18 protein-coding genes are annotated in these 15678 nt (G+C 67.3%); 7 read left to right on the top strand and 11 right to left on the bottom strand.

The window, feature by feature from the left end:
• Window positions 1–4: 4 nt before the first annotated feature.
• The 11 genes from AC06FP_RS03795 to AC06FP_RS03745 all read right to left on the bottom strand — a co-directional run bounded on the left by AC06FP_RS03795 (window position 5) and on the right by AC06FP_RS03745 (window position 10086).
• On the bottom strand, window positions 5–1495 hold the full coding sequence (locus tag AC06FP_RS03795; protein WP_478074545.1) for a type II and III secretion system protein family protein: 1491 nt from the start codon (window positions 1493–1495) through the stop codon (window positions 5–7).
• 30 nt (window positions 1496–1525) lie between these two features.
• Entirely contained in the window at window positions 1526–2314 is a 789-nt protein-coding gene (gene cpaB / locus AC06FP_RS03790) for a Flp pilus assembly protein CpaB (RefSeq protein WP_478074544.1), read from the bottom strand.
• The gene (locus tag AC06FP_RS03785; protein WP_456117438.1) at window positions 2311–2493 is read right to left on the bottom strand and encodes a hypothetical protein; all 183 of its coding nucleotides are present in this window, start codon (window positions 2491–2493) and stop codon (window positions 2311–2313) included. The genes cpaB and AC06FP_RS03785 overlap by 4 nt, the downstream gene beginning before the upstream one ends.
• Window positions 2494–2500: 7 nt before the next feature.
• Complete coding sequence (locus AC06FP_RS03780) at window positions 2501–3166, bottom strand: hypothetical protein (protein ID WP_456117437.1); 666 nt, start codon at window positions 3164–3166, stop codon at window positions 2501–2503.
• Window positions 3150–3947, bottom strand: a complete 798-nt coding sequence (locus AC06FP_RS03775; RefSeq protein WP_478074543.1) for a TadE/TadG family type IV pilus assembly protein — start codon at window positions 3945–3947, stop codon at window positions 3150–3152. Before AC06FP_RS03775 ends, AC06FP_RS03780 begins: the two co-directional genes overlap by 17 nt.
• Complete coding sequence (locus AC06FP_RS03770) at window positions 3944–4729, bottom strand: hypothetical protein (protein ID WP_478074542.1); 786 nt, start codon at window positions 4727–4729, stop codon at window positions 3944–3946. Before AC06FP_RS03770 ends, AC06FP_RS03775 begins: the two co-directional genes overlap by 4 nt.
• Before the next feature lie 5 nt (window positions 4730–4734).
• Window positions 4735–6213 (bottom strand): pilus assembly protein TadG-related protein, encoded by a 1479-nt coding sequence (locus tag AC06FP_RS03765; RefSeq protein WP_478074541.1) that lies wholly within the window; start codon window positions 6211–6213, stop codon window positions 4735–4737.
• A 190-nt stretch (window positions 6214–6403) separates the two neighbouring features.
• On the bottom strand, window positions 6404–6670 hold the full coding sequence (locus AC06FP_RS03760; RefSeq protein ID WP_456117433.1) for a pilus assembly protein: 267 nt from the start codon (window positions 6668–6670) through the stop codon (window positions 6404–6406).
• A 198-nt stretch (window positions 6671–6868) separates the two neighbouring features.
• Window positions 6869–7891, bottom strand: a complete 1023-nt coding sequence (locus AC06FP_RS03755) for an OmpA family protein (RefSeq protein ID WP_478074540.1) — start codon at window positions 7889–7891, stop codon at window positions 6869–6871.
• 435 nt (window positions 7892–8326) lie between these two features.
• A complete protein-coding gene (locus AC06FP_RS03750) occupies window positions 8327–9136 on the bottom strand; it encodes an ABC transporter permease (protein ID WP_456117431.1) in 810 nt (269 codons plus the stop codon).
• Window positions 9133–10086, bottom strand: coding sequence for an ABC transporter ATP-binding protein (locus AC06FP_RS03745; RefSeq protein WP_478074539.1), 954 nt, complete (start codon window positions 10084–10086; stop codon window positions 9133–9135). Before AC06FP_RS03745 ends, AC06FP_RS03750 begins: the two co-directional genes overlap by 4 nt.
• 135 nt (window positions 10087–10221) lie before the next feature.
• On the opposite strand from AC06FP_RS03745, the gene AC06FP_RS03740 reads away from it, so the two are divergent.
• The 7 genes from AC06FP_RS03740 to AC06FP_RS03710 all read left to right on the top strand — a co-directional run bounded on the left by AC06FP_RS03740 (window position 10222) and on the right by AC06FP_RS03710 (window position 15632).
• On the top strand, window positions 10222–10932 hold the full coding sequence (locus AC06FP_RS03740) for a ferredoxin--NADP reductase (RefSeq protein WP_478074538.1): 711 nt from the start codon (window positions 10222–10224) through the stop codon (window positions 10930–10932).
• 166 nt (window positions 10933–11098) lie between these two features.
• Window positions 11099–11263 (top strand): hypothetical protein, encoded by a 165-nt coding sequence (locus tag AC06FP_RS03735; protein ID WP_478074537.1) that lies wholly within the window; start codon window positions 11099–11101, stop codon window positions 11261–11263.
• 3 nt (window positions 11264–11266) lie between these two features.
• Entirely contained in the window at window positions 11267–11848 is a 582-nt protein-coding gene (locus AC06FP_RS03730) for a hypothetical protein (protein WP_478074536.1), read from the top strand.
• A 10-nt stretch (window positions 11849–11858) separates the two neighbouring features.
• Window positions 11859–12056 (top strand): helix-turn-helix transcriptional regulator, encoded by a 198-nt coding sequence (locus tag AC06FP_RS03725; protein WP_456117426.1) that lies wholly within the window; start codon window positions 11859–11861, stop codon window positions 12054–12056.
• Window positions 12057–12125: 69 nt separating this feature from the next.
• Window positions 12126–13655 carry an alpha/beta hydrolase gene (locus AC06FP_RS03720; RefSeq protein ID WP_478074535.1) on the top strand — a complete coding sequence of 510 codons (1530 nt, stop codon included), beginning with the start codon at window positions 12126–12128 and terminating at the stop codon, window positions 13653–13655.
• Between the two features lie 31 nt (window positions 13656–13686).
• Complete coding sequence (locus AC06FP_RS03715; protein ID WP_478074534.1) at window positions 13687–14442, top strand: ABC transporter ATP-binding protein; 756 nt, start codon at window positions 13687–13689, stop codon at window positions 14440–14442.
• On the top strand, window positions 14439–15632 hold the full coding sequence (locus AC06FP_RS03710; protein ID WP_478074533.1) for an ABC transporter permease: 1194 nt from the start codon (window positions 14439–14441) through the stop codon (window positions 15630–15632). Before AC06FP_RS03715 ends, AC06FP_RS03710 begins: the two co-directional genes overlap by 4 nt.
• Window positions 15633–15678 lie beyond the last annotated feature (46 nt).

The following is a 15678-nucleotide window of genomic DNA, read 5'->3' as shown; positions in this document are numbered from 1 at the left end:
ATTCCTACTGCACGAACTCTTTGTTGCGGCGGGACATGGCCTCCTTGCCGCGCTGCTGGATGCTGTTGCCGCGTTCCAGCGCGTCGATGTTCTCCTGCGAGTCCGGGGTGATCACGCGCGGGGTGACGAACATCACCAGCTCGGTGCGGTTGCCGCGGAAGCCGTCGGAGCGGAACAGCTTGCCCAGGATCGGGATCTCGCCGAGGATCGGGAACTTCTCCGCGCTCTTGGCGGCGTTGCTGTCCACCAGTCCGGAAACCACGATGGTTTCGCCGGCGCGCACGTTGATCTCCGAGGAGGTGCGGCGCGTGGTGAAGCCCGGTACGCCCTGCACCATCACCGTCGGGTCGATGCGGCTGACCTCGGCCATGAAGGTGGTGGAGATCTCGTCGTTGGAGTTGACCAGCGGCTCGATGTCCAGCTTGATCCCGTACTCCTTGAAGTCGACGGTTACCTGGCCGAAGCCCTGCGGAATCGGGATGGGAACCTCGCCGCCGACCAGGAACTTGGCCGAGCCGCCGCTGCGTGCGCTCAACTGCGGCGAGGCCAGCATGACCGCCTTGCCCTTGTTCATCAGCAGGTTGATGCTGGAGCCGATGGTGGTGGCGATGCCGAAGAACGCCTGGGTGCCACGCACCGCATTGGGCAGCGGGGGCTGCAGGCCCTGGAACGGCGATCCTTCCGGCAGCACGCGATAGTAGTCGTTGGTGGTGAAGTCCTTAAGCAGGCCGCCCGAGGGGCCGCGGATGACGTTGTCCCACTTGATGCCCAGCTCTTCCAGCGCATTGGAGTCGAACTCCATGATCTTCACGTCCATCAGCACCATCGGGCGCATGCCGACCGGGTCGGAGGAGGTGAAATCCAGCAGCTGCGGGTAGATTTCCTTCAGGCTGGCGATGCGCGCGGCGATGCCGGGGTGCACGTCCTGGCCGGTCACCACGACGCGGTCGGCGATGGTATGCACAGTGATGCCGCTGGCATCGGCGAGCAGGGTGCGCACGGTATCGGCCAGGCCTTCGGCGTCGCTCTCTCCGACGGTGACCGGTACCTCGATCTGGCTGCCGTCCTGCATCCACAGGTGGATGGTGCTGTCACCGGCCTTGTTGCCGATCACCACCAGCTCATTGCGGCCGATGTTGGTGACCTGCAGCATTTCACCATTGCCCACCGCCACACGCTTGAGCGCGTGCGGCAGGCGGTACACCGCCGCCTGCCCGACGTACAGGCGGGCACGCTCGGGCAGCGGTACCGCCTGGCGGCTGCCGGCGGGACGGCTGTAGGCGGCGTTGGCCACCGGAGCCGGGAACTGATGGCCCGGAACCAGCGAGCCGGCGCCTGCATTGGATGCCGGTGCCGCCGGCGTGGCCGCGGCAGGTTGCACCAGGATCGGCATCTGCTGTGGTGCCTGCGGTACGGTGGGGGTGGATCCGGACACCATGTCCACCTGCTGCGCGCCGACGGCGCCGGGCAGGGATATGGCGAATGCGCCCAGCATTGAAAAACGTGAGATGCGAGTACGCATGCTTCAACCCTTGCCTCCGATGATGAAATGAACGCCGCTGCCCTGCGAACCGCTGGACTCTTTGCCTTTCTGCAACAGCTGTTTCTGGGTCAGGCCACCGAGGCCGAATGACTCGGAGTCCTCGTTGTGGCGCAGCATCACCCGCAGGCCACCGGCCTTGCTGGCCACGGTCAGGCGCTCGGCTTCGCGCGGGGCCAGCTCCAGGGTGATGTTGGAATAGCCGGGATTTTCCTCATCGGCGGGTTGTTCGCCGATGCGGGTGCCGGTGGCCAGCACGTTGATGTTCTCCAGCAGCGGCAGCACGCGCGCGCCGCCGCCTTCCTCGTCCACGGTCAACAGGATGTCGACGTGGTCACCGGGGGCGACCATGCCGGAGATGGAATTGGTTTCGTCCACCGACATCGTGTAGGCCACGTTGCCGCTCTTGATGACCGAGGAGAACTGGTCGTACAGCGGCACCAGGGCAGCTCCCGGGACCGGTGCGCCCTTGGCAAGCGGTGCGCGCAGGACACGGCCGACGTACTGGTCATAGTTGTCCGGCGTGATCGCGTCGGCAGGTACCAGGTCGACCGGGACCGGGCGCGCGGCGAGGTCATCGGAAGTGATCTGCATGCCTTGTTCGAGGTTCTGCTTGGGGACGGCGACGACAACCGTCTCGCCATCGTCCCGGGTGCGTTCGGCCACGGTCTTCTGTACGTAGTTCACCGCCAGCATCGCGGCCAGGCCGCCCAGCGCAAGGGCGACGAGGATGAAGACGATGTTGCGGTTCGGCTTGATGTTGATCTTCTTCATACCCATCCAAGCGAGAGTGCGTAGACGAAGCTCGAATAGGCCTTGCGCAGCGCCTGTACCAGTTCGAGGATGATGTTGGGCTCGGCCACCAGGACGATGATCCCGAGCGCGGTGATGGCGGTGTATTCGATGAGCGCCGCGCCGCGCTGCGCGCGCCAGCTTGCCGGTAGATGCGTCATGGCGTGGCTATCTCGATATCTGGTTGACCACCATGTCGGTGGTCTCGCCATTGCGGTTGAAGGTAAGGGTCATCTGTTCCTTGCCGTTGCTGTAATTGGCGATGCAGCTCAATGCCATCATCGGGCAGGGCTTGCTGTCCTGGCTGCGCCAGCCACGTCCGGGCAGGCGCGACCGGTAGAACGCATCGGCCTGGAACGGCGACATGCGCACGTTCATGGCCAGCGTCCGCCCAGGTTCGTCGAGGTAGACGGTATCGGTCACCACCTGGGTGCCGGCCGGCTTGAGGAAATCGGCGCCCGGCTCGGTCCTTGGGGCTTCCTTCAGCACCTCGATGATGCCGATCTGGCCTTCGCTGCCGGTGGCGCCGCCGGTGATTTCGATGGTGAAGAAGTGCTTGTTGGTGCCGTGCGCGACGATCCTCTTGCTGCCAAGGTCGGTGACGGTCACCTGCCCGGGCCACAATTGTTCGTAGTACCGCACCAGCTGCGCCGGGGGCAGCTGGCTCTTGAAGCGCGCCGCGCGCATCGGCACGCCGTTGTGGATCATGTGCCGCGACACCCACTCGCCCTGGCTGTCATCGGGCAGCGGCAGGTCCGGCCAGCTGGCCGCGGCCGGGGACGCGCCGGCGAAGCTCAGTGCCAGCACGCACAGGGCATCAAGGGCGCGGCGCATAACGCTCCAGCTTGTCCATGGGAACCACGTCCGGTTCGATATGGCCGGGCTTCAGGTCGCCCAGCACGCCGAACAGGGGCAGCGACGACACTCCCTGCAGCATCTTCGAGCCCTCCTCGAGGTTGCTGGTCGGCACCAGGTTGCGGAGCTGTGCCTTCACCGAGCGCGGGTGGTTGCCGCTGATGCCGGCGCCGGCGGCATTCCACGGATCGGTCAACAGGGCGCTGGTGGTCCGCATGCGCAGGCCGATGGTGTCGAACGGTTCCAGGTAGGTGGCGGCATGGCCGTCGGTGGTGCGCAGGTCGCGGATCCGCATGTCCATGCTGGCCGTGATCAGGCCGCGCTCGTTCGGCGGAAACGGACCGGGCAGTCTGGAGATCACCCCGGTGAGCTTGCCCATGATTCCCGGCTCGCGGTCATTGCGGTACGTGCCGAGGTCGATGTCGCTACGCTGCAGCAGGGGCTGGTCGGAAAAAGTGTTGAGCAGCGGGTCGTCCAGGCGCTCGGTGCTGCTGGCCGGCACGCTGCTGGTGATCTTGCTGTCGGCGGCGCCGAAGTGGCGCGCGATCAGCTGTGGGCGGACCTGCGCGTTGCCGGGCACGGCATACGAACGCGAGGCGGTTGCCTCCCATGCGGCCGCGCGCGTGGCCTGCTGCGCCTGCTGGCGGATGTGGATGTACTTTCCCAGGACCGGAATCAACAGGAACAGCGGGACCAGTACCAGGCAGAGCACGGTCATCTCCACCATGCTCTGGCCGCGCTGCAGGCGGGGGGCGCTCATCGGGGTTTCTCCGTCGCGGCGGCCGGCGCGGCGAAGGCCTGGCCGACACTGAAGGCCTGGGTGGTCACACGGTAGCCGTTGCCATCGCCGGGCTCGGCTTCCAGCACGATGCCGTTGCGCGACGGCCGGTAGTCGTCGCCGCGGGTGGAACCGAATCCCCACGCGCGACCGCCGGACCAGACGCAGAAACGCGCCTGGTCCGGCGAGGTCCATTCGTCACAGGGCTGGCCGGCCACCTGCCTTGCGGCCGGGCCGCGGAAGCCTTCCGGCGCCTGTTCGTCCTCGGCGGCGATGGCGAAACGCTGCAGCGCGTCGGCGCCTTCCTGCGGTTGCTCCTCGCGTTCGCCGGTGGCCAGATCCTGCTCGACGAACGAAGCGGCGGTGGTGCTGGAGAAAGTGCCGTTCAACTCAAGTTTGAACTGGCAGATGCCATCGGGCGCTTCCTGGCCGGCGTCCCAGCTGCGCGTCTGGAAGGTCTCGCTCTTGCCGTCCAGCCACATTTCGTAGCGGGTAACGCCGACCAGGGCCGCGTCCGCCTCGCTCAGGCGGCGGGTGGGAATGCCACCGGCCTCGCAGGCACGCACGGCTTCCAGGTAGGCCGCACGCCGCCCGTTCTGGCCGTCGATGAGCAGCTCGGCGGTCTGGTCCAGGTGGATGGGCGGCATGTCCCTGACTGCAGCGGGCTCGCTGCTGCCGCTGGCGTCGTTGTTGCAGGCAGCCAGCGCCAGGGCGGTGGAAACGGCAAGAGAGGCACAGCGCAGGCTGCGCAGTGGCGGGGGCATGCAGATCATAGGCGGGTGATTCCGAGCAGCACTTCCACAGAGTCCGGCGTGTCGGTCAGACGCGCCTGCCAGTACGGGCTGAACAGGTTGCCCACTTCCAGCCGGTTGTCCCCGCGCCGGAACAACGCATAGTTCGGCGGGCGATTGAAGTAGACCTGCCCGGAGGCATAGGCCGAGATCTTGCCGCCGGCCGCCTTGTCCTCCATCGCCATCGGCGAGCCGGCTGGGCCACCGATGCCATCGATCGCCGCGCTGGTGCGTGCCTTGGCGACATCGGTCTCCACATGCACGGTGAAGATCGGGCCGGTGTTCTTGGCAGGATCGGCGCGGCTGCCCGGCTCGGTGTACGGACGCAGCGCCTGGCCCGGCTTCACGTCGTCATAGTCGCGCAGCCCGTTGTAGCCGGTGAAATACGCGCCCTTCTTCTTGCCGCCATCCAGGCCCACGTTCGGATCGCCGTCGATGAAGCTGCTGGCGATGCGGTTCTCGCCGCGGATGTTGCCGTAGGGGCGGTAGCGGCGGTTGTTGTTGAACGGCGACACCCAGCCGCTGCCGTTGCCGATGCCGGGCATGAAGCGCTGCTGCTGGTAACGTTCGACCGCCTGCGCGCCGCCCCAGCCCAGCGGAATGTCGAAGTCATCCAGCGGCCAGGGCAGGCTGACTTCCAGTCCCATCGCGTCGGCGGCCACCCAGCGGTCGTAGTCGACCATGTCGGTGCCGCCGGACTGGTTGAACTTGATCAGGAACAGGTTCAGGTCATGATCGCTGCGGCTCCACGAGAACGGGTCGCGCGACTGCATCACCACGTTGCGGAAGCGGTCGGCGCCCTGCCGGTCCCGCGCCGAACCGCCACCGCGCGAGCGCGGGATGCGGTAGCTCTGCAGGAAGTTGTTGTTGGCGCTGAACAGCTGGGAGCCAAGCACGCCGGCGCCTACCGCGCTGAGCGTGGCATCGGGTGAGTTCCGGCGGATCACGTCTCTGGCTACGAGAACGCCATCCGCGCCCGCCACGTAATCGAGGATCGTGCGCGACGCGGTGGCCAGGGCGCCATTGAGCGTATCCAGCGCCGTCACCGCCGCCTGCGCCAGCCCGTGATAGGCGCGTCGTATGCCCTTGAGTGTCTGGCCGATGGCCTTGAAGACGCTTGAAAGCGCCTGGAATATCGGCCCCACGTACGGAATCTTGGCCAGTACGCTCATCACCTTTTCCAGCACGATGGTGGTCGTGTGGAACTGGTTCGTCCACGAGTAGAGGCCGATGACCTGCGCGATCGCGACCTCGTTGGCCACCCGCGCACGGTTGGAATAGGCCGCGAAGTTGAGCGCCCGCGCCTGCTGCACGGCAACGCTGTAGGCGGCAGCGTCGGCGGCGTTGACCAGCTCGACCTTCTTGTTGACGGTCTGCCCGGTATCGAACAGCACGATGACGCCAACGCATAACACCAGCAGCATCACCAGGCCGAGCACCATTGCCTGTCCAGCCATGCCGCGTCGCTGGCGGAACGGCTGGATTCTCTGGGTATGGAACGAATGTGCTCTGGCACGAAGTCTCATGACGTTTCACCGGGCATGGACCAGCCGTTGGCGCCCGGAAACGGGCACCTTGGGCGAGTAAAGGCGACGGAAAACATCACGCGCAGCGGCGACTGCGCGTGATGTCAGGAGAAGGGGGGACTTACTTGTTCGAGTAAGCGTCCATGCCCTTGTCTTTGTCGGCTTCCTGCTGGGCCTTGTTGGAGACGTTCTTGGCCCGGTTGATCGACTGCGATGCGCTCTGGCCGGAAAGTTCCTTGGCCATGCCGGCGACCTGGCTGCGTGCGGTGCCGCCGAAATAGGTGAAGGCGGCGATGGCGGCGATGGCTACCAGTGCGGTGATGATGATGTACTCGGTCATGCCCTGACCGCGTTGCTTGAAACCGAACTTGCGGGGCGTGCTGCGCATGATTTTCTCCATTTCTGCATCGGTGCTGTCACGGATCCATGTGTGGCTGTGGCAGAAATCACCGACATTGTCGTGGGATTGAAGACAACGACATCAGTCGAAAATTACGCCCCCTGAACTGATGTGGCAGCGATATAAGCACGGGCGTGTTGCATGTTCAAGACAAAAGTTATTAACAAAAGTGAGTGCGGCGTTAAGTCATGACTTCACCAGTTCGACGCGACGATTGCGTGCCTTTCCTTCTTCGCTGCTGTTGTCCGCGATCGGCTGGGTATCGCCGAAACCCCTTGATTCAAGCCTTTTTTCGTCGATTCCGGCAGTGATGATGAAATCGCGGACAGCCGCCGCGCGACGTTGCGAAAGCTGCAGGTTGTGTTGCGCATCGCCGGTATTGTCGGTGTGGCCGTTGATGGAGAGATGCAATCCGGTATCTTCGTTGAGGAGTGTGACGACCTGCTCAAGTTGCGGCTTGGATGCCGGCAGTATGTTGGCCTGGTCAGTATCGAACTGGACCTGGATGGCGACCCGTCCCGTCGTCTCGATGGATTTCTTCAGCTCGTCCGCCGGAAGTGCCTTGGCCGTCACATCGAGCGGTTTGGTTTCGGCGATGAGCAGGCCGGCGCTGTTGCCGCTGCCGGCAATGTGGATCCAGATGTTGCGGTCCTGGCGGCGGATCACGTAGACCTCGGCGTCCTCGTTGTAGATGTCGCCCAGTGCGTCGACCCGATCCACCGCGGCTTTCGATGCCTGGATGCCATCGATGCCGGCGGCCGGAATCCTGCCGGAGAAGATCTGCTGGCCGCCCAGGCTTGCGATCAGCGCCTGCATGTTGCGGGCCAGTTCCAGTTGCGAGAACGCGTGCCCGTCGTCGGCGACGACGCGCGCGCCGTGCACGCGCCCCTCCACCCATTCCAGGCGGTCTCCGGTCCAGAACGGCACGCGCTCGAACTGGCTGTCGGCGGCGCCTTCCTGGTGATAGCCCGCGGGCATGCCGAGGTAGGGAAACGCGCCCAGCGTGGCATTGGAGAGCGGTACGCTGGCGATATCGAAACCTGCCTGGCTCGCGTCCTGCGGCGCACGGGCCGAGGCTTGCTCCGCAGGTGGTGGCGATCCGGCTGCGTCCTGCGCCGGTGCCGGCGCGGGGGTACGGTTGCAGGCGCTGGCGCAGAGCAGTGCAAGGAGGGACAGGACGAACGTGGCGCGCTTCGGGAGTGGCTTCATGGTGTTCTCCGTCGATGGAGGATGGTCGATGGGGCGTTGCCCGCAGGGACAGGCACGGCCATTTACCGGCAGGGCGACGATGCCATGCCGGTACAGGGGCGGTTCGGGGGAATGGAAGCGAAGGCGTACGCAGCAGGGCGCGGGAGGCCGGGGATGGGGGCAGGTGCCGCTGCGAACATTCAATGCTCCGCTGGTTGGTGATCCAAGAGCCCCCTGCCGGCGCAGCATAACAACACCATCGGATCATCAAAAGACGGATGATCGGAAGGATTCAGGCGGCGCACGCAACCAGTGCCGTCGTTGCAGGCGGCGATATCGGTGGCTGCGGCGCGCACGGGCGCGCGCGTGCCAGCGGATCATCCGGTGTGGCCGCGAGCCGGCGACCGACGGACCGCGCCATTGCCGGAAGGACGGCTCAGGCGCGCGAAGAACGGCTCAGCTGCGCAGCCCCACGCCGCGCCGCAGCAGCCACAGCGACAGCGCGGTGAGCACGACGACGAAGCTCAGCATCAGCGCGTAGGACACCCACGGCGTCACGTCGCTGCTGCCCAGCAGGCCGTAGCGGAATGCGTTGACCATGTAGAAGATCGGGTTGGCCTTGGTCAGCGCCTGCGCCCATCCCGGCAGCAGGGTGACCGAATAGAACACGCCGCCCAGGTAGGTCAGCGGGGTCAGGATGAAGGTCGGCACGATGGCGACGTCGTCGAACTTCTTGGCGTACACCGCGTTGATGAAGCCGGCCAGCGAGAAGATCGTCGAGCCCAGCAGCACCGTGCTCAGGGTCACCAGCGGGTGCGGCACGTGCAGGTGGGTGAAGAGCATCGCGATCAGCAGCACGATGGCGCCGACCATCAGCCCGCGCAGCACCGCGCCGGCGACGTAGCCGCCCAGGATCACCCAGTTCGGCATCGGGCTGACCAGCAGCTCCTCGATGTGGCGGCCGAACTTGGCGCCGAAGAACGAGGAGCTGATGTTGCCGTAGCTGTTCTGGATCACGCTCATCATCACCAGGCCCGGCACGATGAACTGCATGTAGGTGTAGCCGCCCATGTCGCCGATCTTCGAGCCGATCAGGCCGCCGAAGATCAGGAAGTACAGGGTCATGGTGATGGCCGGCGGCACCAGGGTCTGGCCCCAGATGCGCAGGATGCGGTTGACCTCGCGGCGGACGATGGTGCCCAGCGCCACCCAGTTGCGGGCGCGGTCGGTCATGGGGGCGTTGCTCACGGGCGCGGGCGTGCTCATGCGGCGGTGTTCTCCAGGTTGCCGGTAAGGCGCACGAACAGCTCCTCCAGGCGGTTGCTCTTGGTGCGCATCGAGCGCACGCGGATGCCGGCGGCGCCCAGCGTGTCGAACACGCGGTTCAGGTCCATCGCGCGCGGCATCTCCAGGTCCAGGGTGTGCGCGTCGACCGCGCCCAGCTGCGCGCCTTCGATGTGCGGCAGCTGCGCCGGCAGTTCGCCGTCGATGTCGAGCACGAAGCCTTCCACGTCGAGCTTGGCCAGCAGCGCGCGCATCGGTCCCTGCTCGACGATGCGGCCATGGTTGATGATGGCCAGGTTGCGGCACAGCTGCTCGGCTTCCTCCAGGTAATGCGTGGTGAGGATGATGGTGGTGCCGGCGGCGTTGATCTCCTGCAGCGTCTTCCACATGTCGCGGCGGATCTCGATGTCCACGCCGGCGGTGGGTTCGTCCAGGATCAGCAGGCGCGGGCGGGTCATCATCGCGCGGGCGATCATCAGCCGCCGCTTCATGCCGCCGGACAGCGTGCGGCTCATCATCTGCGCCTTGTTCCACAGGTGCGCGCGCCTGAGTTCCTCCTCGGCGCGGACCTCGGCCTCGGCGCGCGGGATGCCGTAGAAGCCGGCGTAGTTGACCAGGATGTCGAACGGCTTTTCGAACAGGTTGAAGTTGATTTCCTGCGGCACCAGCCCGATCAGGCGCATGGTCGCGCTGCGCTCGGCCACCAGGTCGGTGCCGAACACCTGCACCTGGCCCTCGCTCAGGTTCACCAGCGAGGAGACGATGCCGATCAGGGTGGATTTGCCGGCGCCGTTGGGGCCGAGCAGGGCGAAGAAGTCGCCGGGGGCGACCTCCAGCGAGACGCCCTTGAGCGCCTGCACGCCGTTGTCGTAGGTCTTGCGGAGATCGTGCACGCGCAGCGCGGGCGCGGCGGGGGAGATTCGGGAGTCCAAGCTCGGGGCCTTCGCGCCGGGGTGGCGGCGCTGGATGAGTGCGAGCCGCTATTATAGGTGCCCCCGCGGCCCCGGCCCGGTTACACACTGTTGCTCGTGCCTGCACAATTCCCCCTCCGACTGGCCGGTCGCCGCATGCTGGCGCCCACCGTCGGCCACTACCAGTTCATCCGCGACGACGGCCTGCCGCTGGATTTCCAGCCCGGGCAGTTCATCCAGGTGCATTTCGAGTACGCCGACGGCACCGCCACCAAGCGCAGCTATTCGCTGGCGACCATCCACGACCACGTGCTCGGCCCGGGCGATGCGGTGGAGATCGCGGTCAGCTTCGTGCCCGGCGGTGCCGCCACCGCGCTGTTCGAGGGCCTGGAGATCGGCCAGCACGTCACCGCCAGCGGTCCGTTCGGGCGTTTCTGCCTGCAGCCGGGCGACCGCAACGGCCGTTACCTGCTGATCGCCACCGGCACCGGCGTCACCCCGTACCGCTCGATGCTGCCGCTGCTGGCCAGGGCCATGGAAGAGCGTGGCGTCGAGGTGGTGCTGCTGCAGGGCGCGCGCACGCCGGCCGAACTGCTGTACGCCGACGATTTCCGCGCCTTCGCCGACGCCCACCCGGGCTTCCGCTACATGCCCTGCCTGTCGCGCGAACTGCCGGCCGACCCGCACCCGGACGTGCGCAGCGGCTACGTGCAGCAGCAGCTGGCCGGGCTGGCCCCGGACCCGGCGCGCGACATCGCCTACCTGTGCGGCAACCCGGACATGGTCGATGCCTGTTTCGAGGCGCTGAAGGCCGCCGGCCTGCCGGTGCCGCAGGTGCGCCGCGAGAAGTACGTCAGCAGCAAGTAGCGGACGGCCGCTACGGCGGCGAGGAGTTCGCGCCGTTGCTGCCGGGCCCGGCGCGGAGGGGAACGCGGGTCTTGCTGTCCCCGACGGGGCTGTAAAGTCTGCTTGACAGTTGCCGGTCGCCCGCTGCATCCTCCTGTAAAGCGTGCTTGACAGGAGGGGGAGGGTCATGAGCGAAACGGGCAACAGGAAGCAGGCAGGCGCCGCCTGGCTCGGTATCGGAGCGGCCTTCCTGGCCATCGGCGTCGGCGGCCAGACCCCGTTCATCGGTGTCGGCGCGGCCTTCCTCGCGCTGGGCCTGGCCTCCCTGGTGCGTTCGCGCAAGGGCTCCTGAGCCATGGCGCACGCACTCGACCGCTGGATCATCGGCGCTGTCTTCGCCTGCAGCGCGACCGGACTGGCGCTGCTGCGGCTGGTGCCGGGCGACACCGGCCAGACGCTGAGCGGCATCTGCATCGGCATGGCCGTGAGCCTGTCGTTCGTGGCGCTGCTGCGCCGCCAGCTGTCCAGCGCCTGCGACACCGCGCCGCCGGCGCTGCGCCGGCGCTACAGCCGCGAAATGATGGTCGCCATGGGCACCTATGTGGTGCTGCTGGTGCTGTCGATCGCGCTGCTCAAACGCGTGGAGGGCACCGCGCTGCGCGCCTGCATCGCCCTGCTGCCGGTGCCGTCGATCGCGATGACGCTGCGCGCGATGATCCGCTACATCCGCGACGTCGACGAGCTGCAGCAGCGCATCGAGCTGCAGGCGGTCAGCTTCGCCGCGGCCTTCGTGTCGCTGCTCTATCTCACCGGCGGCCTGCTGCAGGCGGCCAGGGTGCTGGACATACCGGCCAGCGCGGCGATGATCTGGGTGTTCCCGATGGTGTGCCTGGCCTATGGCCTGGCCAAGATCGTCGTCTCGCGCCGCTACCACTGAGCGCGCACGCATGGACAACCGACTGCGCGAACTGCGCGAAGCCAGGGGCTGGTCGCAGGGAGAACTGGCCGAACGGCTGGAGGTCTCCCGGCAGACCATCAACGCGCTGGAGACCGGCAAGTACGATCCCAGCCTGCCGCTGGCGTTCCGCATCGCGCGGCTGTTCGACGCCAGGATCGAGGACATTTTCTTTCCCGCCGTCACATGACGCCGCCAGTCGCGTCATGGGCTGGCAGATCCAAAACCGTTCCATCAACCACAAGGGGCCGTTCCGATGATGTCCCGCAAGACCCGTACCCTCCTGGCGGTGGCCGCGCTCGTCGCCGTGCTCGGCTACCGCGCGTTCAAGCCCGCTCCCGACGAGGCCAGGGCCGACAAGGCGCCGTTGCCCGACGCCGCCGTGCAGGCCAGGCCGACGATGCTCGGCAGCCTGGCGTTCCGCCCGTGCACGCTCGACTCGCCGGTCAGCCGCAACAGCCTGGAAGCGCAGTGCACCACCTTCGAGGTCCCCGAGGATCGCAACAACCCGCAGGGCCGGAAGATCGCGCTGAACATCGCGCTGCTGGCGCCGGCCAAGCCGGACGGCGTGCAGCCTGACCCGGTGTTCTTCCTTGCCGGTGGCCCCGGGCAGTCGGCGGTGGAGAGCTATCCGCAGGTGGATCCCGCCTTCGCCGAGGTGCGCAAGCGCCGCAACGTGATCCTGGTGGACCAGCGCGGCACGGGCAGATCGAACCTGCTGTCCTGCGAGGCGCCGGAGAACGATGACATCAGCGTGGAGGCGATGCAGGCCGGCGCCGCCGCGTGCGCGGCGGCGCTGTCGAAGAAGGCCGACCTGCGCCACTACACCACCACCGACGCGGTGGCCGATCTGGAAGCCGTGCGCCAGGCCATCGGCGCGGCGCAGATCAACCTGGTCGGCGTCAGCTACGGCACCCGCGTGGCGCAGCAGTACGCCATGCGCCACCCGGCCAGCACGCGCAGCATCGTGCTCGACTCGGTGGTGCCCAACACCCTGCAGCTGGGCAGCATTTTCGCCCGCAACCTGGACGACGCGCTGGCGCTGCAGTTCGCCCGGTGCACCGGCAACGCCGCGTGCAGGGCGGCGCTGGGCGACCCACGCGCCGAGCTGGATGCGCTGCTGGCCACGCTGCGCGCCAACCCGGTGACGGTGCGCTACCGCGACGCCAGTACCGGCGAGGAGCGCGAGGACGTGCTGCGCGCCGAGACCGTCGCCGGCCTGGTGCGCATGTACGCCTACATGCCGCAGGCCGCGGCGCTGCTGCCCAAGCTGATCCACGAGGCGCGCAACGGCCGCTACGGCGACCTGATGGCGCTGGCGCAGCTGATGCAGGGCGACATGAAGGATGCCATGGCCATGGGCATGCAGCTGTCGGTGATCTGCAGCGAGGACGGCGAGGGCATGGTGGCGCGCGGCGAAGACGAGGGCACCGTGCTCGGCAACCGCATGGCCGAAGGCCTGGCGGCGATGTGCCGGGCATGGCCGAAGGGCCAGGTGCCGGCCGACTTCCACACCGCGCTGTCCGGCGCGGTGCCGGCGCTGGTGCTGGAAGGCGAGTTCGACCCGGTCACGCCGCCGCGCTACGGCGAGGAAGTGGTCAAGGGCCTGTCCAATGGCCGCCTGTTCGTGCTGCGCGGCCAGGGCCACGCGGTGATCGGCGCCGGCTGCATGCCCAAGCTGTTCGCCCAGTTCGTCGACAAGGCCGCCGCCGCCGCGCTCGACGGCACCTGCCTGGAAAAACTGAACTACGTGCCGCCGTTCACCAGCTTCAATGGCTGGGAACCGTGACCGTCCACGCATCACTCAAGGATCCGCTTCCATGATCGTTGCAGAACGACTCCGCAAGACCTTCCCCGGCAAGGGCAAGGACAAGACGCCGGTGATCGCCGTGGACGAGGTGGGCTTCACCGCCCACGACGGCCAGATCACCGGCCTGCTCGGCCCCAACGGCGCCGGCAAGACCACCACGCTGCGCATGCTCTACACGCTGATGACGCCGGAGACCGGCAAGGTGGTGGTGGACGGCGTGGACGCCGCGCTCGACCCGGACACGGTGCGCCGCAGCCTGGGCGTGCTGCCCGACGCGCGCGGCGTGTACAAGCGCCTGACCGCGCGCGAGAACATCGAGTACTTCGGCCAGCTGCACGGCATGGACGCGGCGGCGATCGCCACGCGCGTCACGCGCCTGGCCGCGGCGCTGCAGATGGAGGATTTCCTCGACCGCCCGACCGAAGGCTTCAGCCAGGGCCAGCGCACCAAGACCGCCATCGCCCGCGCGCTGGTGCACGACCCGAAGAACGTGATCCTCGACGAGCCGACCAACGGCCTGGACGTGATGACCACGCGCGGCCTGCGCGGCTTCCTCAAGGAACTGCGCGCCGAAGGCCGCTGCGTGATCTTCTCCAGCCACATCATGCAGGAGGTGGCGGCGCTGTGCGATCGCATCGTCATCGTCGCGCATGGCCGGGTGGTGGCGCAGGGCACGCCCGACGAGCTGCGCGATCACGCCGGCGAAACCAACCTGGAAGACGCGTTCGTCAAGCTGATCGGCAGCGAGGAGGGCCTGCACGCATGAACAAGACCGGATTCATTGGCAGCATGTTCACGGTGATGCGCAAGGAACTGCGCGACTTCGCCCGCGACCGCCGTACCTTCCTGCTGACCCTGTTCACCGCGCCGCTGCTGTACCCGCTGCTGTTCCTGGGCATCGACAAGCTCAGCAGCCTGCGGGTGGAGAACCAGCTGGAGAAGGACATGGCGCTGTCGGTGGTGGGCATGGAGCGCGCGCCCAACCTGGTGGCGTTCCTGGCCAGCCAGGGCATCACCGCCAGCGAGGCGCCGGACGACTACGAGGCGCGCATCCGCGCCCAGCGCGAGGACGTGGCGCTGGTGATCGCCCCGGACTTCGCCGAGGACTGGCACGCCGGCAAGCCGGCCAAGGTCGAGATCGTCGCCGACACCACGCGCCGCACCAGCGACGTGCAGGTGGCGCGCGTGCGCAAGGTGCTGGAAGCCTATGGCCAGTCGGTGGGCGCGCTGCGGCTGCTGGCGCGCGGCGTCAACCCGATGGTGGCCGCGCCGGTCAACGTGGGCACGCGCGACCTGGCCACCGCCGAGGCCAAGCGCGGCATCGTCCTGTCCGTCATCCTGCCGATACTGCTGATGATGTCCGCCTTCATCGGCGGCTCGCACCTGGTCATGGACACCACCGCCGGCGAGCGCGAGCGGCAGTCGCTGGAACCGCTGCTGGCCACGCCGGCGCCGCGTGGCGCCCTGGTCAGCGGCAAGATGCTGGCTTCGACGCTGGTCGGGCTGGCGGCGATCCTGCTGATCCTGCTGTCGTTCAAGTTCAGCGCCAGCATCGCCCGCGGCATGGGTGGCTCGCTGGACGTGAGCTTCATGGCGATGGGCAAACTGGTGCTGGTGCTGCTGCCGCTGGTGCTGATCGGCACCGCGCTGCTGACCTGCCTGGCCGCTGGCGCCAAGAGCATGAAGGAGGCGCAGAGCCACATCGTCTGGCTGATGATGCTGGCGATGATGCCCGGCTATGCGCTGATGGCCTACCCGCTGAAGGACACCCAGCTGTGGCAGTACGCCGTGCCGTTCCTGTCGCAGAACCAGATGCTGGTGAAGGTGACCCGCGGCGAGATGCCGGGCGCCGGGCAGTGGGGCGTCTACCTGGCCGCGTCGCTGCTGCTGACGGTGCTGCTGTGGGCGATGGCGGTGTGGCGCTACCGGCAGGAGAAGCTGGCGATCTCGGGCTGAGCCCGCATCGCCGCCTGGGAAACGAAAGGCCCGGAGCGATCCGGGC

The sequence above is a fragment of the Stenotrophomonas sp. Steno-Z2 genome (genome assembly GCF_056393235.1).
Note: the sequence above shows the minus strand (reverse complement) of the source record. Positions and strands in the feature narration are given on the sequence as shown.